This is a genomic window from Algibacter sp. TI.3.09 (assembly GCF_038154905.1).
Lineage (GTDB): Bacteria > Bacteroidota > Bacteroidia > Flavobacteriales > Flavobacteriaceae > Algibacter.
This window is the reverse complement of sequence record NZ_JBAKAN010000001.1, coordinates 1,706,742-1,729,472: the sequence shown is the minus strand read 5'-3', so window position 1 is coordinate 1,729,472 and position 22,731 is coordinate 1,706,742. Positions and strand designations below refer to the sequence as shown.

Sequence of the window (22,731 nt, the reverse complement as noted above, 5' to 3'; positions counted from 1 at the left end):
GATATATGTACGTTATACGATTTCTCCTAACCTCAAAATGACCAGGCTTACTTTTTTTATTACTTCTAGTCAACTAAAACACGTACACCTTCACTATGGCTACTAAATTCTGGAGCATACATGCTTTGTATCGTGGTGATGCCGTTGCTCATATTTCCGGAGTTATTTACACGTAAATCGTATTCAAAAACATAAACGCCTTTAGGTAAATAATCAAAAAAGAAGTTTGTGCTTGCATCTTTCGTACTTTCATAATAGCCTAAACCATCTTGCCACTTATAAGCAGATATTATATTCACGGGCTCAAAACCTGCTGCTCGCATATCTTTCATATGTATAAACTCCATAGCTCTGTCGCTTTTAAGTTCTATACGCACACGTACTAAGTCTCCAACATTTAAAGCGGTTTGCTCTGTTATTTCTGTTATTTTTTCACCGGTGTCCGTATTTGTTTTTAAGAATAATTTCTTTTTCAATTGTAAAGGTGTTTCTGCTGAAGTAATTTTATCTAAATCTTCAAAATACTGCCAATACAAACTACCCCAGGCAATACCTGCTCCTTTTTTAGAAATACTAACGTCTCCCATTTCTGGTTTAATTTCAGCAGTATTCCACGATGTTTTATAGTAACCTGTTCCGGCTTCAACTTTTACATCTTCAAGTTTCGATGGTTCAATCTTTTGTCCGCCTAAAACAATTTCAACAGCATCGGTTACACTTAACCAATCGCTACCTTGCAGTAATAATGCATACACGGCATCGGTTGTAGATTTTGTGGTTTTCCAACGGTTGGTTTGTTTGTTTTTAAGTAACCAGATTTTTAAATTATCAATTGTTTCTGTATCATTTTCTATTTCCGAAAAGGCTTCAATTAATAAAGCTTGAGTTTCAATTGGTGCCTGATACCAGAACCAAGAGTTGGTATTAGCTTTCCAGTACATCCCTAATTCTTCTGAAGTAATACTTGTTTCTTTCAACGATTTTAAAATTTTGGTAGCCATAATAGGCGCATCATTTCTATGTGAAATTAATGCCATTAGACCTTTTGCATAAAGCGAACGATTTAACCAATATTTCTCAATTTGTGTTTGATAATAGTTAATGATTTCTTCAACTTCTTTAGATTTTTTAATATTAGGGAAGAAGCTTCTCATGTATAAATAATGCAGTTGTGTATAGCTTAAATGGTCTAAATCTAAGTCCATATTCTTATCATACTTTCTAATGTCTTTGTATTCTTGAATAAATTCAGCATCCAAAAACTGAATGGCTTTAGAAACCATTTCAGAAGTTTTTTCATTAGCATCTGCAACAGAAAGTTGTTTTAAATGACCAAAACCAGTAATTATATGTTGTGTAATGTATCGGTTTTCGCGGCCACCTTTAAACCAAGACCAAGCACCATTCGGCATTTGGTTAGCATCTAGTTTATTAACGGCAGATTGTAATTCGCTATTCATTTTATTTAAATCGAATAATAAAGCAATACGTTTTTTTTGCTCTGTTTCGCTTTGTGCATCACGTAACCAAGGTGTTTCTTGAATTAAAATAGATTTTAAATCTTCATTTTTTTCTAAGTTAGAAAGCAACGCATCGCTATTTTTCCATTGGTTAAAAACCTCCTGAATTCTTGGGTTCGAGTTTGCAATATGGCTCGCCAAGGCATTGGCATAATAACGACTAAAAGTTTGCTCGTTACACTCGTATGGATATTCCATAAGGTATGGCAAGGCCTGAACCGCATACCAAGCAGGATTAGAAGTTACTTCTAGAGTAAGTTTATGGTTTTTTAAAGTTGAAGAGTTATTGTTTTTCAGCTTATCTAAAACAAATGTTTTAGTTTCATTGCTACGTACCCACATTGGTAAAGTTTCGGTTACCAACATGCGATTGCTTAAAACAGGTAAAGCATTTTGCTCGCCATCGCTATAATCGCCCGCTTTTGCAACAATTTTGTATTGCACAGCCTGTATGTTATCAGGAACATTTAGTTGCCATGATACTTGTGTGTTACCGGCAGCATTTACATTGAAGGTTTTATTAGCTTCAGTGATACCTAATGCTCCGTTAATTTCTTTTCCGGTTAAGGCATCGGTTAAAATTAACTTAGCCTGACCAGAAAGTGCTTGGTCTGTAAGGTTTGAAATTTTGGTGCTGATAGAAATAACATCACCTTGGCGTAAAAAACGTGGTACATTTGGCGAAACCATTAATTCCTTTTGGGTAACTGTTGTTAAGGTTCTAGAGCTACTTTCTAAGGTTTTGGTGTGCGCTAATAATTGTAATTTCCATTTTGTTAAAGCTTCTGGTGTATTGAAATTAAAGCTAATATTTCCGTCTTTATCTGTTTTTAACTGCGGAAAGAAAAAGGCTGTTTCTTGAAGGTTTTTACGAATTTGAACATCATCAAAATCCATTTCTTTAGGTTTCTCGGTAGAGACTTCAGAATTATTAACTTCCTTTTGAGTGCCGTACCCAACAACAACGGTATCATCTAAATTAGACATGTCACTTTCCTCCATCATCATTTCAGGAGCTTCAATACGATCTTCAACAATGTTAATACCAGCGGCGCGACCGCTCATTTTTTTGGAAAGCGACATGCCTCTAATGGATATATTACGGTGTTGTCTTCCAAAATTAAAGCCAAACCAATCTAATTGATCATAATATTGTACAGGATATCTAACATTGGTATAGCTGTTATAAACTCTAAATTGGCTATTACCAAAGCTTGAATTTGCTTGGCTGTAAGTTCGTGTTCGGTATGTCGAATTCTGAATTGGGCTAAAGTACCAACTGTGGTAGTTAAATTGATCTAAAGAGGCATCATACATACTTGCCAAAATTTCGGCATTCACTTTTTCGCCTTTTGGACCTTTAATTTTAAACTGCCAATTTTCTTCTAAGCCAGGTTGTAGTTTATCTCTAAACGTAATGGTTTCAATGTCTAAATTTGTTTTTGGGAATGGAACTGAAATAAATACAGAACCAGATTGGTAGCTATTATAAACCGCAAAGCTGTAGTTTACCGTAAAGCCTCCTAAATCATTTTCCGTTACCGGAATTGTGATGTTTTTTTTGTTGTTATTAAGCTGAATAATTTCAGTTTTAATAATTTTTTCATCCTTTTCAATAGAGACGGTAAGGTTGATGTTTTTAGCTGAAGAAGCAAAGGTTATCACGGCTTTGTCTCCAATGTTATATCGATTTTTATTGGCTGAAACGCTGAATAATTGATTATCGGCTAATGTTTTATCTGTATCACTAAATAAGGTTGTTCTAGCTTCATCTTTAACGGCTTGTCCAAATTTATCTTCACTTTCTAGAACGATAATATATTGACCAGATTTCCATTTTTTGATGTTTCCGAGTTCTAAAGTTTTGGTTGTTTTTGTATTGAAGTCCTTTTGAAAAACTAAATCTCCTTTTTTCCAGTTTTTAGAATCATCTTCATCTTGAAAAGCATCGTGGGGGAAAAGCGTTTTAAAAGTTTCGAAGGTAAAACTTTGATAATCTGGTGCACTCCAAGGTGCTGTTCTTAAAACAAAGTTTGGAGCATTTAATTTATAAATTTTAATAGAGCCTTTGGCGTCAACAAAGGAGCCATTTAGATTTTGTGTGTTTATAGAAATTTGGTTGTCTTTTTTAGTTTTATCTAAAACAGAATCTACCATAATATTAGCTACTAAAGCATGGTAACCAACGTTAACAATTGTTGTTGCGCTTCTTGTTTCTCCATTTAAATCGGTAACATCGGCCGTAATTTCATAATTAAAAATTGGTAAGCTAGATTTATCAATACTTTGATCTGGCTGCGCTTTAAAAGAAATTTCAAACTCACCTTTATCATTAGTTTTTGTTTCTCCATGTGTTATTTCTTGAGCTTCGCTGCTAAAATAAGGGCGGTACCAATAATACCAGCTTGGGTATCTCACTTTGCGTTTAACGGTGTAAATTACTTTGGCATCGGTAATATTACTGCCCGCATAAGCTAAGGCCTTACCTGTTATTTTAACCAAATCGTTTACTTTATAAGTATCTGTAACGGGAGTGAATTGAGTTTCAAATTTTGGACGCTTGTATTCTTCAACCGAAAAATCTACTGTGCTTCTAAAGTTGATACCGTTAGAAGCGGCATTAATTTCAATATAATAAGCACCATTTAGGCCTGAGTTAGGTAAAATAAATTCACCAGCAACCGAGCCAAAATCGTTTGTTTTTAGTTGTAATTCTTTTACTTTTTCACCATTAACGTTATAGAGATAAACCAAGACGTTTTGGTTTTCTAAAACTTCAGATTTATTGTTTTCTCTTTTTATAGCAATAGCTTTGAAGTATACGGTTTGCGATGGTCTGTAAATACTTCTGTCTGTAAATAAAAAAGATTTATAAGTTGTTTTTTCTTCGTTTTGGGTATTACTTCTATTAATATAATAATCGCCAAAGTATGCTAAATCATTATTGTTTTTAACCTTAAGTTTTACGTTTCTGTACCAATGCTCTCTTTTTTTATTAATTTTAAATTGGCCTAAACTATTTGTTTTATGTTGCTCGGTTTTTATTTTGTTTGTATAGTTTTCGGTGTATGTTAATTCTACCGAAGCATTGGCTATTGGCGCTCCATTTGTTCTATCTATACATTGAAAAATTTTAAAATCAGGCGATTCGGTTTCGATTAATGCCGTGTTTGTTATTTGAATGTTGGAAAATGAAAAATCTCTATCACTAGCGTTCTTAGGAGTCGCAACCAGAAGATATCTGCCATTATCTAATTTAGGAAGTAAAACTTCGGTGCTGTGACTTTGGTAGTCATTCTCATTTTTTAATGTGCTTTCCCAAGTTTTAGTAGATTTTAATGGCTTAATAAAATCCCATTGATCGTCACTATTATAAAGTGTCAGAAATTTTTCAAACTGGTTTTCGGTTATTTTATAGGCATTAAATTCAAGATGGTTTAAGTTTTTGTATTGCACAAAAATGCGTCCGTTTTGCTGAACCGGTAAAAACGCTTCACTAGTTAGTTGAAGTTGCGTGCGGTTAATGATAGCTTTTAAAACTTCACACTTTTCTGCCCCATTACTTTTTGGAAATTTAGCGATAACAGCATCGCAGATTTCTAAAGCTTCTTTAGCTTTCCATCTATATGTATCGCTTGTTTTTGGATGATAGGTATTACTTTGTTGGTAGTAAATTTGCGCAATTTCAAAATCATAGAGGCCAGAAACTTCGTGTTTTTTATATTCTTTCTTTTCTGCTTTTAAAGCATCGAGTAGTAAGGTTTCTTTGTTATTAAAGGAGGCATGTTCGTTTACAAATTTTAAGCGCTCAATATTAACATCGACTAAGGTAAAAGGAGATTTGTCTTTTAAATGAAAACGAGTTAAGTTTTGATAAATTTTTAAAGCTTGTAATTGTAGCGAGTTAGAATCTTTCGATGTTATTGTTAATTCAGTAAAGATTTTAGCATCACTTAGAAGTTTTTCGTTATCAACTTCAAATTTATATGAAGGTTTGGTAATTTGAGTTTCATTGGTTTTATAAAACTCTAGAGCTGTATGGTTTAAGAAATCAAACAGTGTTGGTCTGTAAGTTTTAGAATCTTTTTGTTCCGTTAAAATAGCTGCAAATTGTTTTAAATCTTCTTGCTGAAGCATTAAACCGTTTGCTAGCGAATTTTGAAAATGTAGGTGTGTTTCATCAAACAGCGTTTGTAAATCCCAAGTTCTAAAATCTGTAGCATCAACCTTTTCAGTAGTTTGTGTTCTATTATAGAATTTCCATCGGTTTTGCTTGTAATATTGCCAATATAAATTGGCTAAAACATTCTCTAGTATGTTTTTAGTAGGAAATTCACTAGTAGCTATTTTCGATTTAAAATCGTTAATAATATCTAGTTGAGCGTCTTCTTCTAACACCATAGCAAACTTGCTTTTAAAAAGCATAATTTTTATGGTTTGGGCTTGGTTTTTATCGGTTTTGGCAATTTTTTCGATGTTTTCAACCACTTTTAAAGCCGATTTAGGTAAACCTTCAGCTTCAAACTTTGCTACATCTTGCCATAATTTGTCGTAATTAGGGCTCTGAGCAGAAGAAAAGTGTGAAAATAATATAACCATTAATATAGATAGTGTGTTTTTCATTGCATTAAATTTGTCTCTAAAATATGAACAAAAGCCGTTCCAAAATATACCAATGCGTGAACGGTTTCGTTTATTGAGTGAAGTTAACCATTTTTGGAGTAAAGCAGAAAGTTTAACTTTGCATTTTGAACTAAAATCTATGAATAAATTTTTGATATTTCTGTTATTGCCAATTATGGTCTTTTCTCAATCGTCTATTGCCGATTTTGAAGAGCTCGTTAGTAAAAAGCACTATCAAAAAGCCGAGCCTTTGCTTATTCAATATTTAGAAAATACGCCTAACGATTTGCAAGCGATCGAATTATTAGGAGATGTTTATGGACATCAGAAACAATGGGATCAGGCTATTGATAACTATAAAAAACTTGTTGACAGTAAACCTAATACAGCTAATTACCATTATAAATATGGAGGTGCTTTAGGCATGAAAGCTCTATCGGTAAGTAAGTTTACCGCATTAGGATTAATAGGCGATATTAAAGGAGCATTTTTAAAGGCCGCGGAATTAGATGCAACCCATATTGACACGCGTTGGGCTTTAGTAGAACTCTACATGCAATTACCGGGAGTTTTAGGCGGAAGTAGAAGTAAGTCTTTACAATATGCTGAAGAACTCGAAGTGCTTTCTAAAGTAGACGGTTATTTGGCTAAAGGTTATATTTATGAATATGACGACGAACCTAAACTTGCCGAAAAATTTTATAAAATGGCTATAGCCGAAGGTGGATCGCTAAACTGTTTCGATAAGTTAACTGCTTTTTACGAAAATGAAAAAAGACCAGAAGAAGCCATAAAAAATATAGAACAAGCCGAAGCTAAGCATAAGCGTAATGCATTACACTACCAAATAGGAAAAGTTGCTGCAGAATATAACGTTGAATTGGAGAAAGGAGAAGCTTGTTTAAATCAATATATTCAACATTATTCGGCTAAAGATGGTGTGCCAAAAGCGTGGGCGTATTATCGATTGGCTCAAATAGAAACCCATCAAAAAAATAAAGAAAAAGCTTTAAAGTATATTGATATAGCAATTACTGAGTTGCCAGAAATTAAGGTGTTTCAAAAGCAAAAAGAAGCTGTTTTAAAGCTTTAAACTTATCTGTTTAGTCGTCTATTCTGTTAAATCTATAAATAGTTTTATTTTGTTTTATATGAAAGAATTTACAGTTAGAATAAGGCACAAATTCAAAAGTTTGATTAAAATTAAACCCTTCATTTTCAATTTTGAAAAAGGTATCTACATCTATATTTCCGTAAGGAGAAACACGCCTAAATCTATAGTTTAAAGCATTTTCCGTTTCATGAAGTTCAAACCATGCTCCAGCAGCAATGCCAGATAACCATTGTGCATTTTGATGTGTACCGTTAACTGGTTTGGGATTTAAAGTACCAATAAGGTTTACTTTGTGGTCTTTAAGTTTATCTAAAAAACAACGTAGATTTTCACTTCTTTGCGAACCTTTAAATTCTGAAATCTTACCAGTTTCCGATACTTCAAAAGCATGTGGACCTGTATTAGCGAGTAGCACATTGCCAACCGTACTTGGTGTAAACCACTTCGAGTTTTCTATGTTTTTTTGCATTTCTGGTTTTGTAACAGAAGCAATTAGGGCATCGCAAACAAAACGGGCGCAATTACTGGCATTTTTAATAAAGGCAGCATAACGAATAAAATGTTCGTTTTGCATCTTGGTAATAAAAGTTCTTGCTTTTTTGTAGTCTATAACATTACAAACCGAGGAAATCAAATTACCCTCGCCATGAGTTAATTTAGGGTGTGTGGCTAAAAACTTTAAAATTTCGTCTAAATTCAAAATTTTATCATCTTTAATTTCTGCTTTTAGCGGGAAATGTAATTCGTTATCGGTATCTCTACCTCGAACACGTCCGTTGGGTTCTGGTGTTATATAACGTCCAAAATCGTGATATTCTAAAACACCTGTTTCTTTTTCAATTAAAACTAAAGCAGCATGACCAGCACGCAAATAATTCTTTTTTCCAACCCCTACAAATCTTAAAAATGGAGAAAACCATTCATCGGAAACCATAACAATTGTGTCAGGGTAGGCGAGTGTTAAAATAATTCCGGTATTATCCATTAACTATTTGAGGTGTTTTTAATGTTTTAGAAGAAACACTTTGGTTTTGTAAACTTTCATAACGCATGTTTACGTTACTATTTGTTTTTTTAACTTGTGTAATACTTGTAGTTTTTACTTTGCCTCGGTCCATTAAAGTACCATAATCCATATTGTTTTTACCCGCCGTTTTATGAAACGTTAAAATAGATTCCGAAGTTAATACGTTTTCTTTTTTATAGTCGTTAAACCATTGTAAACGTTCGGTTTTCATGGAGGGATTGTATAAAGTGGCCGACGACCAAATTTTTGGCTCTAAAGGTAGTTGTGTAAAATGTTTAGTGTTACCATCCCAAACGAGTTCGTAAAATTTTAAATTAGAATTCCAATCGGAAATTACAATAGTAAAAGGTTCAATATCCTCGAAGTTGTAGTTTTCAATACACGTTTCAATATCATCTGCAACTAAAAAATCTTTAGTAACTATACCACGGCTTATTCTATATTTAACTTTTTTTGTATGATTTTTAAAACCACCATTCAATAGGCAAATGAGTCTGTTTTTTTCGCTGACACCAATCCATGTACCTCCCGCCAATTTATCTTTGGGAAATAAAAGCTTTGTGTTTTCAACGCTGTAAAAATCGGGTTGAAGAGAAATACGATTTGGAGTTTCATCTCTATTAGAGGTTAGAACAAAGTTGTTATTCCTTGTTGGAAAAATAGTTACTGTACACATAAATTTATAGTCTGAAAACCGGTTGGCAACTTACGAAAAAATGTTTCAAAATTTGGAATTTCGAAAGTCAAAAATCGATTTCAGGGACTAAAACAGGCATGTATCGAGCTATGTTGCTAATAATTATTTGGAGTAAGCTCCAGAAGAATAAGTTAATTCGTAACTATGTGTGTATATTTCAAAAACAATTCCGAAAGGATCTTCTACATAGCACATTTTATAAGGTTTATCATCTGGGTAATACTCACGAATAGGCATTCTTTGCTTACCGCCGTTTTTTACAATTTTATCTATTAGTGTTTCAATGTCAGGATCTTGTATGCAAAAATGAAACAATCCTGTATTGAAAGGACTAAATCCTGGAGCTTCTTTTACGCCATGCGGAAAGCAAAAAAGTTCGATGCCAATACCATCAGATGTAGATAAATGTGCGATTTCAAAGGTTTCCCAATCTTCACCAAAAACATCAATACACATTTGCCCGATGGCAGTATCGTTTTCTTTTTTTACTTCGGAAGGTTCCATGATAATGTACCAACCCATAACTTCAGAGTAGAATTGTACTGCTTTTTTTATATCAGGAACCGTGATTCCGATGTGTGAAAACGATTTTGGATAATTTTTATTTAAAGTCATAATTCAAAGTTTTATTATGCAAACTAAGGTTATATTTGCCAATCTGGCAACAACTTACTAAAAAGTAGTATAGTTACCAAAACGAGTAAAATAATGATTTACAATTTATTAAGTTTTTGAATGAATAGAAATAATTATTGTCCGCTTAACTATACCATGACTTTAATTGGTACAAAATGGAAACCATTAATATTATTTCATCTTTTAGAAGGTGCATTACGTTCGGGAATTTTACAGAAACAGATTATTGGTATTTCTAATAAAATGTTTACACAAACGGTTCGTGAATTAGAGAAAGATGGGCTCGTTATTAGAAAAGTATATCCTGTAGTGCCACCCAAAGTGGAATATGCATTAAGTGAGCGCGGAAAATCTTTAGAAAATATTTTAAGAAGTTTAGATGAATGGGGAATAAACGATTTGGATAATTAGTTAAAGCTGTCGTAGTGTTTTATTATAAATTAACGATGTTTTATGAGTCTTTGTATCTTGAAAATCATTTTAAAATTCTTAGATTTGTAGTGTATTTACTGAATATTCAATAACGAAAAATAGAAAATCATGGGAAAAGGCTTTTTTAACGTACCAGTTGCTGTTAACGAACCTGTAAAATCTTACGCACCAGGAAGTCCTGAAAGAGCGGAAGTTTTAGAGGCTTATAAAACAATGTTTAATAGTAAAGTGGACGTTCCTTTGTACATAAACGGTGAGGATGTTGAAACGGGTAACACCAGAGCAATGTCTCCTCCGCACGATCACAAACATGTGGTTGGAACTTATCACGTAGCAGAGCAAAAACATATTGATGATGCTATTGCTACAGCTTTAGAGGCTAGAAAAACATGGAGTTTACTACCTTGGGAGCAACGCGCAGGAATCTTTTTAAAGGCTGCCGAATTAATAGCAGGTCCATACCGAGCTAAAATTAATGCTGCAACCATGATTGCGCAATCTAAAAACATATACCAAGCAGAAATTGATGCAGCTTGTGAGCTTATCGACTTTTTACGTTTTAATGTACAGTTTATGTCGGATATTTACATGGAGCAACCAGAAAGCACAAGTGATGCCTGGAACCGTGTTGAGTATCGCCCACTAGAAGGTTTTACATATGCCGTAACACCGTTTAACTTTACTGCAATTGCTGGAAATTTACCAGCTTGTATGGCATTAATGGGGAACGTTGTAGTTTGGAAACCTAGTGATAGCCAAGTGTATTCTGCAAAAGTTATTATGGATGTGTTTAAAGAAGCAGGTGTTCCTGCTGGCGTTATTAACGTTGTTTTTGGAGATCCGGTAATGATTACAGATACGGTATTGGCTAGCCCAGATTTTTCTGGATTACACTTTACAGGTTCTACTTATGTATTTAAAGAACTTTGGAAACAAATAGGGAATAACATCCATACTTATAAAACGTACCCAAAAATTGTTGGAGAAACAGGAGGGAAAGATTTTATTGTAGCTCACAAATCGGCAAATGCTAAGCAAGTTGCAACGGCAATTGTTCGTGGAGCATTTGAATTTCAAGGTCAAAAATGTAGTGCGGCATCTCGTGCTTACATTCCAAAGAGCTTATGGAGTGATGTAAAGAATTTTGTGATAGAAGATGTAAACTCTTTTAAAATGGGTTCTCCAGAAGACATGAGTAACTTTATTACTGCTGTTATTCACGAGGGTTCTTTTGATAAATTAGCTAAATATATTGATCAGGCTAAAGCAGATGCTGATGCCGAAATTATTGTTGGTGGAGGTTATGATAAAAGCAAAGGTTACTTTATAGAGCCAACTGTTATACTTACAACAAACCCTAAATATACAACTATGAGTACAGAGCTATTTGGCCCTGTAATTACTATTTATGTGTATGAGGATGACGCTTACGCGGAAACATTAAAGTTAGTTGATGAAACAAGTGATTATGCATTAACGGGAGCTATTTTATCTACCGATAGATATGCAGTAACTCAGGCAACTGAAGCTTTACAAAATGCAGCCGGAAACTTCTATATTAATGATAAACCAACTGGTGCCGTTGTAGGACAGCAACCATTTGGAGGCGCAAGAGCATCTGGAACTAATGATAAAGCTGGAAGTGCACAAAACTTATTACGTTGGGTGTCACCAAGAATGATAAAAGAAACGTTTGTAACACCTAAAGATTACCGTTACCCATTTTTAGGAGAATAAATCTTAAAACATATATTTTTAAAAGACCATCTGAAATTTTTAGATGGTCTTTTTTTTGTTTTATGAAATTTTAGTGTGAATGATATAAACTTTGTTTGAAATTGATAAATAAATCAATAAAAAGCCCCGCGTTAAGGATTGAACGGCCTGTTTGAGCTCCCCGACCATAGGAGGGAGCGAGTAGTGAAAGCCTGACCCGAAGGGAAACGCCCACAAAAATGAATGCGTTTGCCGAATAGAAAATGTATAGAATTATCTAAAAAATAATTACCTTTCATAAAAAATTGCTGAAGCCATATAAATGGCATATTAATTGTTGAATTAATATAATATGAAAAAATACTTTACTTTAATTTTAGTTGTTTTGCCGATATTGATATTTGGGCAGGCAAATAAATTGTTTCGTCAAGCCTTAAAAACTGAAGATTTAAGCGAGCGCATAGAGCTTTTAACGCAGGTAATTAATTTAGAATCTGATAAGTTAGATGCTTATTTTTATCGTGCAATTGCAAAAAATGACTTGGGTGATTACTCGGGAGCTATAATCGATTATTCTAAAATAATAATTACAGAGCCTGATGCCGATAGTTATTTTAATCGTGGTAATGCTCGATACAGTTTAGAAGATTTTGAAGGTGCTAGGCAGGATTATAAAGATGCTGTAAAAATAGACCCTAATTTCTTGGATGCGCTTTACAGTTTGGCTTGTGCTAGTTTTGATTTAAGTGATTATACAGGAACTATTGAGGTGCTTAATGATTTGCTAAGTAAGGAACCATATTATCCAAAAGGATACACGTTACGTGGTTTGGTTTTTGAGAATTTAGAGAATTACAAACAAGCCTTAAAAGATTATACAGTGGCGGTACTCATGGATCCGTCGGCAGATACGTACTACAATCGTGGTGTGTTTTTGTTGAGTATTAATTACTACAAGAAAGCAAAAAATGATTTTTCTACAGTGCTAAGGTTGAATGAGAATAACGGGTTTGCTTATTTCTATAGAGGGACAACTCACTTGCTTTTAGGGAAATATAAAAATGCTGTTGCAGATTTTGAAACAGCTTTAAAATTTGATTCGCTAGATTTTGATGCTATGCTTGGACTTTCTATGACGTACTATAAGTTGAAAGATTTACCAAACACAAAATTATACTACAACAAGGCTAAAGATATTTTACAAAGAAATGGAAACACTGCTTCTGGAATTACGTTGTTTGAAAATACATACTGGCATAAAAATCAGTTTTATTTCTTTAATGAAAACGTAAAAGAGCTGGAAGAACTTTAGTTTGTAAGCTGTTTATTTCTCGTCTTTTTCAGGAACAGGATCGTATCCTGAACCTCCCCACGGATGACAGCTAAAAATACGTTTTATAGCTAACCAACCTCCTTTAAATATGCCGTGTTTTTCTAAGGCTTCTTTAGAGTATTGCGAGCAAGTAGGGTGGAACCTACAGGTTGCAGGTGTGAGTGGCGATATCAGTTTTTGATAAACCTTTATTAAGAATAGAAATGGTGCTACTAATATTTTTTTCAGCATGAGATCTAAATACGATTATAAAACCTTAAGTTATAAAGTAGCTTCCTGAATTTCTACAAAAAAGAAAGTGTTAGTTAACCGAATAGGTTGTACCGTCTTTACCATCTTTTAACAAGATACCCGCTTCGGCTAGTTCGTCACGAATTTTATCGGATAAAGCAAAATCTTTATTAGCTCGAGCTTCTTGTCTTAGTTTTATTAAAACATTTACAGCTCCAGTTAATTTATCGGTTCCAGAATCGTTTTTAACCACATTCTCTAGACCTAAAACATCAAAAACAAAGATGTTCATGGTATTTGTTAAAGTTGATAAATCTTCAGCAGAAATAGTTTCTTTGCCTTCTTTTATTTGGTTGATGTATTTTGCTGCTTCAAATAAATTAGCAATTAAGATCGGCGAGTTAAAATCGTCGTTCATAGCATCGTAGCAAGATTGTTTCCAAACATTGATATCTACAGATGACGTTTGTTGCGATACTTCTAGTTTTTCTAATAAATTAACAGCATCCATTAGTCTGTAAAAACCTTTTTCACTGGCTAATAAACCATCATTAGTTAAATCTAAAACACTTCTGTATGACGATTGTGCTATAAAAAATCTAATAACACTAGGCGCATATGCTTTACTGAAAAAATCGTTATTACCCGAAAGTAACTCGTCTGGATTTACTGTGTTTCCGGTAGATTTAGACATACGTTGTCCGTTTAATTCTAACATATTGGCGTGCATCCAATAGTTTACAGGCGATTTTCCTTTGGCTGCTTCATTTTGCGCAATTTCACATTCGTGATGTGGAAATTTTAAATCCATTCCGCCACCATGAATATCAAATTGCTCTCCTAAATACTTTGTACTCATGGCAGTACATTCTAAATGCCATCCAGGAAAACCATCGCTCCAAGGCGAAGGCCAACGCATAATGTGTTGAGGTTCTGCTCTTTTCCAAAGGGCAAAATCTTGTGGATTTCGCTTATCACTTTGTCCGTCGAGTTCTCTTGTATTGTGAATTAAATCTTCAAGCTTACGTTTACTTAATTTTCCGTATTCGTGAGTTTCATTAAATTTATGAACATCAAAATATACAGATCCGTTTACTTCGTAACCAAAACCGTTTTCGATAATGGTAGAAATTAACTCAATTTGTTCAATAATATGTCCCGTTGCCGTAGGTTCTATACTTGGCGGTAAAAAATTGAACGTGTTTAATATATTATGAAAATCTACGGTGTAGCGTTGTACTACTTCCATAGGTTCTATTTGCTCTAAGCGTGCTTTTTTAGTAATTTTATCTTCACCTGCATCTGCATCGTTTTCTAAATGCCCAGCATCGGTAATATTCCGCACGTAGCGTACTTTATAACCTAAATGTTTTAAATAACGAAACACCATATCGAAAGACATAAATGTTCTAACATTACCTAAGTGCACATTGCTGTAAACCGTAGGCCCACAAACATACATACCAACATAGCCAGTTTCAATAGGTGTAAAGGTTTCTTTTTTTCCTGAAAGAGAATTGTATATTTTGATAGGGTTATGCTCGAAAAGTTGCATGCGTTAAATGTTGTTAGGTTTAGATGTTGTTGATTTAAAATCGAGAGTAAATAAATTAAAAACTTAAAATTTAGTTTCTAATTTAATATAATCTAAAAATTCTCTTCTAGTAGATTCTTCTTTAAATTTACCACCAAATTCTGAAGTTACAGTACTGCTTTCAATATCGCGAATACCTCTAGAGTTTACGCATAAGTGCTTAGCATCGATAACACAAGCAACATCGTCTGTATTTAATACTTCTTGTAATGCTTTTACAACTTGAATTGTTAAACGCTCTTGTACTTGTGGGCGCTTTGCATAATAATCTACAACACGGTTCATTTTAGATAAACCAACTACTGTTCCGTTAGAAATGTAAGCAATGTGTGCTCTTCCTACAATTGGTAATAAATGGTGCTCGCATGTTGAATATACCGTTATATTTTTTTCAACAAGCATTTCTCCATACTTATATTTGTTGTCAAAAGTAGACGCTTTTGGTTTTTTCTTAGGATCTAAGCCACCAAAAATTTCGTTTACAAACATTTTTGCAACACGATTAGGTGTACCACTTAAACTATCGTCGGTTAAATCTAACCCTAATGTTTCCAAAATGTGACGTACATCGTCTTTAATAATGTCTATTTTCTCTGAGTCAGAAAGGGTAAAAGCATCATTCCTTAAAGGCGTATCTGCTGATGTTCCAATATGGTCTTCGCCCAAAGTATCGTGTTCTTCTATATTATTATCCATTTTCATTTGCGAAAAATATCTTATTTTTAAGTCTGCAAAGATAAGTAATTCCGTTTTGTTATGTTTTATCTTAACATATAATTGTTGTTTCTACTTGGTCTGTTTTCTCTTTTAAATATTACAATTAAAATGAAAAAAGCTCGAACATTTTAAAGTTCAAGCTTTTTAAATGTTTTAAAATCGAAATATTTACTAGATATTGAAGCTTAAAGATAGTGTAACATTAGAGTTTACTCTATCGATATCAACAGTATCAATTAGTCCAACATTGTATAATGATGTTTGATATGAACGTTTAGCCTGATCGAAGGTTAGATCTAATTTTGTGTTACCAAAATTATATCCTAAACCTAGAGAAAAGCCATTTAAATCTCCAACAGTAACACCATCGGTATATGGACTTTCTTCAAATCTATAACCACCTCTAAAACTTAATTGTTTCACTTTGTACTCACCACCAAAACGGTAAGTAGAAGCAGAGGTTAATACGTTTGTAATATCTGCGTTTAAATCTGTATAATCTACTTCTGGTTTAAATGTAGTGTTGGCATAGTTTTTATTCGAGTAATCGAAACTTATTAAACCTTGTTGTCCAAAAATATAAGCTAAACTTCCTGTAAATTTACCTGGCGTTTGTAGTTTGTATTCTGGGTAAATATTTACGATTTGTGGATCTAAAGCATCAATGTTTTGATTAACTAATTCACTAGTATCTAAAAATTGAGATGTTTCCTCCTCAATAGTGTACCAAGTTGGTGAGTCGTAGGTTAATCCTAATCTAAATTCTTGTGATAATTTAAAAATCCCTCCAATTTGAAAAGAAAAACCATTACCTGTTGTAGATAGAGCATTATCGAAATCTATAAAATCAATTACCCCTCCGTTATTATTGTCTTCTAATAAAGATGTTGAACGTTGATAGTCTATAAAATGAGAATTTAAGTTAATCCCTAAATAAACATTGTCTTGATATTGAGTAGCAAAGTTAAAACTTATTTTACCATTATATCCTGTTTCAACGTTGGTGTAGCGATGCTCAAATTCACCTGAATTTACATTGGCTGTATACGTTGTATTTCCATCATTAGTGATATCATCGGCTTCTAAAATAAAAGATTCGAAACCTAAAAAGGCTTGTTGATTTGCAAAACCGTAAGCTCTACCAATTTCAGAGTAAGCTTCTCTGATAGATTCGTTAGGGAAAGCAGATATTTCATCTAAGCGTCTACCATCGGCATAATCGTAAAAATAACTAGCAATAGAGTTGCTGAAATTACCGTCGTCATTTGTATTTACTCCGGCAGAATACCAACTATTATTATGGTCATTCGTTCTGTCGTAAGCTATCGCTAAAGTGAATTTTCTCCATGGTGAATTATTATTGTTCTTAAAAACAAAAGCGGCTCCACCTTGATTTAAATCGAATTTAGAATCGTTTGTTTTTTCGGTATTTCCAAAATAGTTTGTGGTGTTGTTTTTATCTGCACTCACTAGTGAAAACGATGCGTGACTTTGACTAAAAACAGCCGAGCCAGCAGGGTTTATGCTTACTGCACTCAAATCGCCTCCAAGAGCACCAAAGGCTCCGCTTAAGGCTCTAAATCTAGCACTTCCTTGAATTTCATCTTGAGAGTAACGTAAGGCGTCACTAATATCTTGCGCGTATATATTATACATAGAGAATACACCTATGAATAGTAAACTTAACTTTTTCATATATAAATATTTTTCTTTTTTTAGAATGAATTAACCACGTCTACCTCCGCCTGATGATCTTGAAGAGCTACCTGAACTTCGACTACTGCTACTGCTTGAAGATCTTGTTGAAGATCCACTAGAGCTAGATGAGCTTCTTGTGCTTGGCGTATAAGTAGAACTTCTTGAACTAGATGAAGATCTTGTGCTTGAAGGTGAAGAACTTCTGCTACTTGTTGATGGTGTGTATGTTGAACTACGTCTTGTTGTAGTCGATGTTGATCTCGATGTTGAATTTGTAGATGGCGTTCTAGTTACTGTAGATGTTCTTCTAGAGGTTGTTGAGCTAGGTGTTGAGCTAGGTGTTGAGCTTCTTCTAACTGTATTACCATTAATTGTAGAACTAGATGTGCTACTTCTTCTCGTTGTTGTATTGTATTTTGAAGTCGAGCTGCTACGTCCCGAAGCAGTTGATGCACTAGTACGACGACTTGTATTAGATGTAGTACCGTAATTCGTTCTTCTACTAGCGTTGTATGCTACGCGGTTATTATTGTAGTTCCTGTTATAATTTCTATTATTATAGTTGTAGTAACCACCTATGTTACCCCAATATCCGTTAAAACCATTATAGCTCCAGTTGTTGTAGTAACCCCAGCCGCCATAGCCTCCATAAAAAATATCGTTGTAGCCGCCATAGCGGTATGGGTTATATTGGCCCCAGTTGTTAAACCTGTTCCATCCCCAGTTATTATAACGATTCCATTCCCAGCTGTTGTAGCCCCAATTATTCCATCCGTAGTTATTCCATCCGTAGTTATTCCATCCGTTGTCTATATAATTAATAGTAACGTTATTGGTGGCTTGTCCCCAGCCTGCATAACCTTGGTAAGTATTATCAGTTACAATAGCTTCTTCATCAGTATAATTGTCACTTTCGTAACTATCAATATCTGTGAAAATTTCACTATTCACTATCATTTGTTCGGTTTCTAAAGCACCTGTTTTAAAATAGTTTTCGTAATATTTACTATTTGAGCTGCTTGGAGTTGCAACTTCTGTTTCTTCGTTTTGAACAACGCGAACAGTTTCCTCGCCATAAATTCCATCATTGTCAACACCTACGTATTGATATGAGCCACAAGATGACACACTAATTAGCAAAGCAAGCAGTGCTAAGTTTGGCATTTTTTGTTTTAAGTAGCTATTTAATTGCATATCTGTATAATTTTATTGTTGGACACTACAAAAATAGTTAGTTTTGCTGAACTATTTTATTATTTAACATAATCACAATTTTTGTGCCAAAACATCAATATGAGCAAAAAACTTACTAGTAGAGCAGAAGATTATTCTAAGTGGTATAACGAACTCGTTGTAAAAGCCGACCTAGCGGAGAACTCTGCTGTTAGAGGTTGCATGGTAATCAAGCCTTATGGCTATGCTATTTGGGAGAAAATGCAAGCAGAATTAGATAAAATGTTTAAAGAAACAGGACATCAAAACGCATATTTCCCTCTTTTTGTACCGAAAAGTTTATTTGAAGCTGAAGAAAAGAATGCTGAAGGTTTTGCTAAAGAATGTGCTATTGTTACACATTATAGACTACAGAACGATCCTGATAGACCAGGGAAGTTACGTGTAGATCCAGAAGCTAAGTTAGAAGAAGAGCTTATTGTTAGACCAACATCTGAAGCTATTATATGGAATACGTTTCGTGGTTGGGTACAATCTTACCGTGATTTACCTTTATTAATAAACCAATGGGCCAATGTAGTGCGTTGGGAAATGCGTACACGTTTGTTTTTACGTACCGCTGAGTTTTTATGGCAAGAAGGGCATACAGCTCATGAAACTAAAGCAGAAGCGCTAACAGAAGCAGAAACAATGAATAATGTATATGCAACATTTGCTGAAAAGTTTATGGCTATACCAGTTATTCAAGGTTTAAAAACCGAAAGTGAACGTTTTGCTGGAGCAGATGAAACCTATTGTATTGAGGCCTTAATGCAAGACGGAAAAGCATTGCAAGCCGGAACATCTCACTTTTTAGGACAAAACTTTGCAAAAGCATTTGATGTTAAGTTTGCTAATAAGGAGGGAAAGCAAGATTATGTTTGGGCAACCTCATGGGGAGTGTCAACACGATTAATGGGCGCTTTAATAATGACACATAGTGATGATCTTGGATTAGTTCTGCCTCCAAGTTTAGCGCCAAACCAAGTTGTAATTGTTCCTATATATAAAACGGAAGAAGATTTAGACGCTATTACGGAAGTCGCAAATACTATAATGAGCGATCTACGAGGTAAAAACATGACGGTTAAATTTGATAATAGAACCACGCATAGGCCAGGAGCTAAATTTGCACAACACGAATTACAAGGCGTACCTTTACGTATTGCAATTGGAGCAAGAGACCTCGCAAATGGTACTGTTGAGATTGCAAGACGTGATACTTTAACAAAACAAGTTGTTGCTTTAAGCGATTTAACAGAAATTATTGAAGGCTTATTAAAGGAAATGCAAGAAGGTTTGTTTAAAAAAGCATTAGATTTTAGAGATTCTCACATTACAGAAGTGAATTCTTTTGAAGAATTTAAAAATATTTTAGAAAATAAAACAGGATTTATTTCAGCGCATTGGGATGGTTCAATAGAGACAGAAGATAAGATAAAGGAGATCACAAAAGCCACTATTAGATGTATTCCTTTGGAATTCAAGGAAGAAGAAGGAGTGTGTGTGTATTCGGGGAAACCATCGAAAGGAAGAGTGTTATTTGCAAAGGCATATTAATTAAAAAAAAATGCAAAAAACTTTTAAAAAAACTTGCAAAACTTAAATTAAGATGTATCTTTGCACCCGCAATGGAAAACATTGTTAAGTTATTTGAAAAGAAAATATTTTATTTGAAAAAATAAATTTGCAAGTTAAAATAAAAGTTTTATATTTGCACACTCAAAAAATAATGGCCCGTTCGTCTATCGGCTAGGACGCCAGGTTTTCATCCTGGTAAGAGGGGTTCGATTCCCCTACGGGCTACAATTTTAAAAAATTAAGAAAAAAACAAAATGGCAAATCATAAGTCAGCATTAAAAAGAATTAGAAGTAACGAAGCAAAGCGTTTAACTAACAAATATCAGCATAAAACAACTCGTAATGCTATCAAGAAATTACGTGATTTAACTGATAAGAGTGAAGCTGAAACTTTATATCCTTCAGTTGTATCTATGTTAGATAGATTAGCTAAGAAGAACGTAATTCACGCTAACAAAGCTGCAAACCTTAAATCTGGTTTAGCTAAATTTGTTGCTGCACTTTAAGAGTGATTTAAAATTTATGATATTAAAAGCTTCTCAGAAATGAGAAGCTTTTTTTTTGGATTTTTTTAATGCGCTTTATAGTGCGAAAAGTAATTTAAAAATATAAATTTGCAAATAGAATAAGTTTATTAACCACATAATAATAGCACCGTTGGAAAATCAAAAAGCAAATAAATTAGTCGATAAAATTCTTAAGGATCTTGATGAGTCAGGTATTAATAAAGAAGCGCTAATTGACGATATTAAGGAATTAAGAACTTATGCTTTAGAAGAGCAAATACCTTTAGTGGTAAAAGTATTAAGACTAACTTACGAGCATTTAGAAGAGAATAGTACGTTTCTTATTCCTATACTTGATGATGAGCCTTTAGAAGATGAAGAAGAAGGCGCTGAAGGAGTAAATGATTTGGATACACCGGTAGAGAGTTTAAAATACTTGATAGCGCTAACTAAAAATCTTAGCAACAAAGGTAACATAGCCGATTTAAGAGAGTATAAAGATCTTTTTGCACGCTACTAAGCCTTACTTTATAAAACTTTTGTAATAGGTTTTAGAATAGATTAAAAAACCCCTTGACATCAAAAATGTCAAGGGTTTTTTTTATGTTATCGATTATACTCGTTTTTAAAATACAGGTGTATATATTAAATCTAGGTGAGGATGGTTTTGTTCATTTAAGATAAAAGTTTAAAAAAAGGACTTTTACTTATTTGTTGAAGGTTCTATTTAGTAAACCCATTGCAAAATATAAAACAGGAGAAATAAGCATTTCTTGAATTCCTCCAGCAAAGTGCCTTGCGTTTAATGATATTTCATGAATAAACCAATCAAAAAGTCCCATGACTCCAATTATAAATAAACCAGAGATATGAATAAAATGCCAAAGCGACGACATCCAGGTGTCTTTTAGTTTTCCTAAATGAAAAGTACCTATAAAATAAACAGCTAGAGTTGTAGCAAAGGTGATAATGTGCCTAATTTTCGATGGAATAGAGGCTGTGTTCTTGTTTTCTGCAAAATAGATGTAATACCAAGAGTAAACAATAATAATTAATATAAGCCCAACAATGAAGCGAACTTTATCTGATTTATACAGTTTCATTTTTTAAATGAATTTTACGGGCAAAGTAACCCCAAATTATTAATGTCGCCGTGTATACTACAGCTTTAAAAAGGTAATGGTGAGCAAAATCGAAGTAAACGTCGAAATATTCTTTTAAATAGATAAGACCTACGCATCTTAAAATGTTTATAATATCTAAAAGTAGAATACCAAGAATGATATATTTTGTTTTCCTCCAAAATGATGAAGGCATACAAATAATAAATCCAATATAAAGTATAAACACTTCTAAACCGTTACAGGCATTAGCAATGTATAGTGAAATGTAATCGTAGTGATAAATTGCTGATATTTCGTTAACGGTTTCTCCGCCTTCGAAAATAAAACTTGTGTTTTCCCTTTCTGTAGAGAAATCACTCATACCTCCTAAGTTATTTAAGAGATAAGTAGACGCTTTAGCAACATGTGTAGTTAATGGGTGATCTAAGTATTGAGAGTCATATAGAAAACCAGAATATATAACCTTCCATATTATAAAAAGCAATAAGGCTTTTCCGAGAAAAAGCCTTATTGGTAATGGTATGTCTTTTTGTAAAGATTTAAGATTTAGCATCTTTCTTTCCACGTAATTTTTTAACACCTAAAGCAGCTGCTCCCAACATAAGGAAACCAAGACCACCATCTAAAGGTACTGAATCTGGAGGTGTTGGAGTTGATCCACCACCACTGCAACCACCACTGTGACTGTTATGACCACATGATCCACATTTAGGAGAACCATAATGTCTAGTATAGCATCGTTTATGCCCCCAGTTACATGTTCTAGAACGACCACCACCTACAACCATAAAGTGTGTAGTTGCTAAAGTTACATTTGTAGTTGAAACAGCACTAACTGAAGTCGCGTTTGCGTTAGTAGAGAAAGTGAATGCTAATATAATAGCGAGAGCACCAATTATATTAACGAGAGATTTTTTGTTGTTGTTCATCATTTTCAGATTTGAATTAATTAATAGCTTAATAGCGTGTC

General features: G+C 33.8%; 19 protein-coding genes and 1 tRNA gene. 8 read left to right on the top strand and 12 right to left on the bottom strand.

Features of this window, described 5'->3' with window-relative positions; genetic code table 11:
* Window positions 1-65: 65 nt before the first annotated feature.
* Entirely contained in the window at window positions 66-6,143 is a 6,078-nt protein-coding gene (locus V6246_RS06875; protein ID WP_341559741.1) for an alpha-2-macroglobulin family protein, read from the bottom strand.
* Window positions 6,144-6,282: 139 nt separating this feature from the next.
* Between V6246_RS06875 and V6246_RS06870 the strand changes: the two genes are divergently transcribed.
* Window positions 6,283-7,236, top strand: a complete 954-nt coding sequence (locus V6246_RS06870; RefSeq protein WP_341559740.1) for a tetratricopeptide repeat protein — start codon at window positions 6,283-6,285, stop codon at window positions 7,234-7,236.
* Between the two features lie 10 nt (window positions 7,237-7,246).
* Here V6246_RS06870 and V6246_RS06865 read toward each other — a convergent pair whose 3' ends face one another.
* From V6246_RS06865 to V6246_RS06855, 3 genes are all read right to left on the bottom strand, one after another.
* Window positions 7,247-8,242 carry a DUF6695 family protein gene (locus V6246_RS06865; protein WP_341559739.1) on the bottom strand — a complete coding sequence of 332 codons (996 nt, stop codon included), beginning with the start codon at window positions 8,240-8,242 and terminating at the stop codon, window positions 7,247-7,249.
* Window positions 8,235-8,960 carry an NRDE family protein gene (locus V6246_RS06860; protein WP_341559738.1) on the bottom strand — a complete coding sequence of 242 codons (726 nt, stop codon included), beginning with the start codon at window positions 8,958-8,960 and terminating at the stop codon, window positions 8,235-8,237. The genes V6246_RS06865 and V6246_RS06860 overlap by 8 nt, the downstream gene beginning before the upstream one ends.
* Before the next feature lie 123 nt (window positions 8,961-9,083).
* Window positions 9,084-9,596 (bottom strand): VOC family protein, encoded by a 513-nt coding sequence (locus V6246_RS06855; protein WP_341559737.1) that lies wholly within the window; start codon window positions 9,594-9,596, stop codon window positions 9,084-9,086.
* A gap of 120 nt (window positions 9,597-9,716) precedes the next feature.
* Here V6246_RS06855 and V6246_RS06850 point away from each other — a divergent pair, with 120 nt between their 5' ends.
* The 3 genes from V6246_RS06850 to V6246_RS06840 all read left to right on the top strand — a co-directional run bounded on the left by V6246_RS06850 (window position 9,717) and on the right by V6246_RS06840 (window position 13,077).
* Entirely contained in the window at window positions 9,717-10,028 is a 312-nt protein-coding gene (locus tag V6246_RS06850) for a winged helix-turn-helix transcriptional regulator (RefSeq protein WP_341559736.1), read from the top strand.
* A 129-nt stretch (window positions 10,029-10,157) separates the two neighbouring features.
* A complete protein-coding gene (gene pruA / locus V6246_RS06845; RefSeq protein WP_341559735.1) occupies window positions 10,158-11,786 on the top strand; it encodes an L-glutamate gamma-semialdehyde dehydrogenase in 1,629 nt (542 codons plus the stop codon).
* 331 nt (window positions 11,787-12,117) lie between these two features.
* Window positions 12,118-13,077: a tetratricopeptide repeat protein gene (locus V6246_RS06840; RefSeq protein WP_341559734.1), complete on the top strand. Its 960-nt coding sequence runs from the start codon at window positions 12,118-12,120 to the stop codon at window positions 13,075-13,077.
* Between the two features lie 12 nt (window positions 13,078-13,089).
* On the opposite strand, the gene yidD is transcribed toward V6246_RS06840, so the two are convergent.
* The 5 genes from yidD to V6246_RS06815 all read right to left on the bottom strand — a co-directional run bounded on the left by yidD (window position 13,090) and on the right by V6246_RS06815 (window position 18,532).
* Window positions 13,090-13,329 carry a membrane protein insertion efficiency factor YidD gene (yidD, locus tag V6246_RS06835; RefSeq protein ID WP_341559733.1) on the bottom strand — a complete coding sequence of 80 codons (240 nt, stop codon included), beginning with the start codon at window positions 13,327-13,329 and terminating at the stop codon, window positions 13,090-13,092.
* 70 nt (window positions 13,330-13,399) lie between these two features.
* Window positions 13,400-14,884: a cysteine--tRNA ligase gene (cysS, locus tag V6246_RS06830; RefSeq protein ID WP_341559732.1), complete on the bottom strand. Its 1,485-nt coding sequence runs from the start codon at window positions 14,882-14,884 to the stop codon at window positions 13,400-13,402.
* Between the two features lie 63 nt (window positions 14,885-14,947).
* Entirely contained in the window at window positions 14,948-15,625 is a 678-nt protein-coding gene (gene folE, locus V6246_RS06825) for a GTP cyclohydrolase I FolE (protein WP_042497298.1), read from the bottom strand.
* 186 nt (window positions 15,626-15,811) lie between these two features.
* Window positions 15,812-17,335: an OmpP1/FadL family transporter gene (locus V6246_RS06820; protein ID WP_341559731.1), complete on the bottom strand. Its 1,524-nt coding sequence runs from the start codon at window positions 17,333-17,335 to the stop codon at window positions 15,812-15,814.
* A 30-nt stretch (window positions 17,336-17,365) separates the two neighbouring features.
* Window positions 17,366-18,532: a hypothetical protein gene (locus V6246_RS06815; RefSeq protein WP_341559730.1), complete on the bottom strand. Its 1,167-nt coding sequence runs from the start codon at window positions 18,530-18,532 to the stop codon at window positions 17,366-17,368.
* A gap of 99 nt (window positions 18,533-18,631) precedes the next feature.
* On the opposite strand from V6246_RS06815, the gene proS reads away from it, so the two are divergent.
* From proS to V6246_RS06795, 4 genes are all read left to right on the top strand, one after another.
* Window positions 18,632-20,110: a proline--tRNA ligase gene (proS, locus tag V6246_RS06810; protein ID WP_341559729.1), complete on the top strand. Its 1,479-nt coding sequence runs from the start codon at window positions 18,632-18,634 to the stop codon at window positions 20,108-20,110.
* Between the two features lie 174 nt (window positions 20,111-20,284).
* Window positions 20,285-20,356, top strand: a tRNA-Glu gene (locus V6246_RS06805).
* 29 nt (window positions 20,357-20,385) lie between these two features.
* Window positions 20,386-20,637 (top strand): 30S ribosomal protein S20, encoded by a 252-nt coding sequence (gene rpsT, locus V6246_RS06800; protein WP_159017870.1) that lies wholly within the window; start codon window positions 20,386-20,388, stop codon window positions 20,635-20,637.
* A gap of 151 nt (window positions 20,638-20,788) precedes the next feature.
* A complete protein-coding gene (locus tag V6246_RS06795; protein ID WP_341559728.1) occupies window positions 20,789-21,157 on the top strand; it encodes a hypothetical protein in 369 nt (122 codons plus the stop codon).
* 187 nt (window positions 21,158-21,344) lie between these two features.
* Here the strand turns inward: V6246_RS06795 and V6246_RS06790 are convergent, their stop codons facing one another.
* From V6246_RS06790 to V6246_RS06780, 3 genes are read right to left on the bottom strand one after another with little or no spacing between them, the layout of a single operon-like run.
* Entirely contained in the window at window positions 21,345-21,740 is a 396-nt protein-coding gene (locus V6246_RS06790) for a hypothetical protein (RefSeq protein WP_042503087.1), read from the bottom strand.
* Window positions 21,727-22,314, bottom strand: coding sequence for an archaeosortase/exosortase family protein (locus tag V6246_RS06785; RefSeq protein WP_341559727.1), 588 nt, complete (start codon window positions 22,312-22,314; stop codon window positions 21,727-21,729). The genes V6246_RS06790 and V6246_RS06785 overlap by 14 nt, the downstream gene beginning before the upstream one ends.
* A complete protein-coding gene (locus V6246_RS06780) occupies window positions 22,301-22,690 on the bottom strand; it encodes a PID-CTERM protein-sorting domain-containing protein (protein ID WP_074938133.1) in 390 nt (129 codons plus the stop codon). The genes V6246_RS06785 and V6246_RS06780 overlap by 14 nt, the downstream gene beginning before the upstream one ends.
* Window positions 22,691-22,731 lie beyond the last annotated feature (41 nt).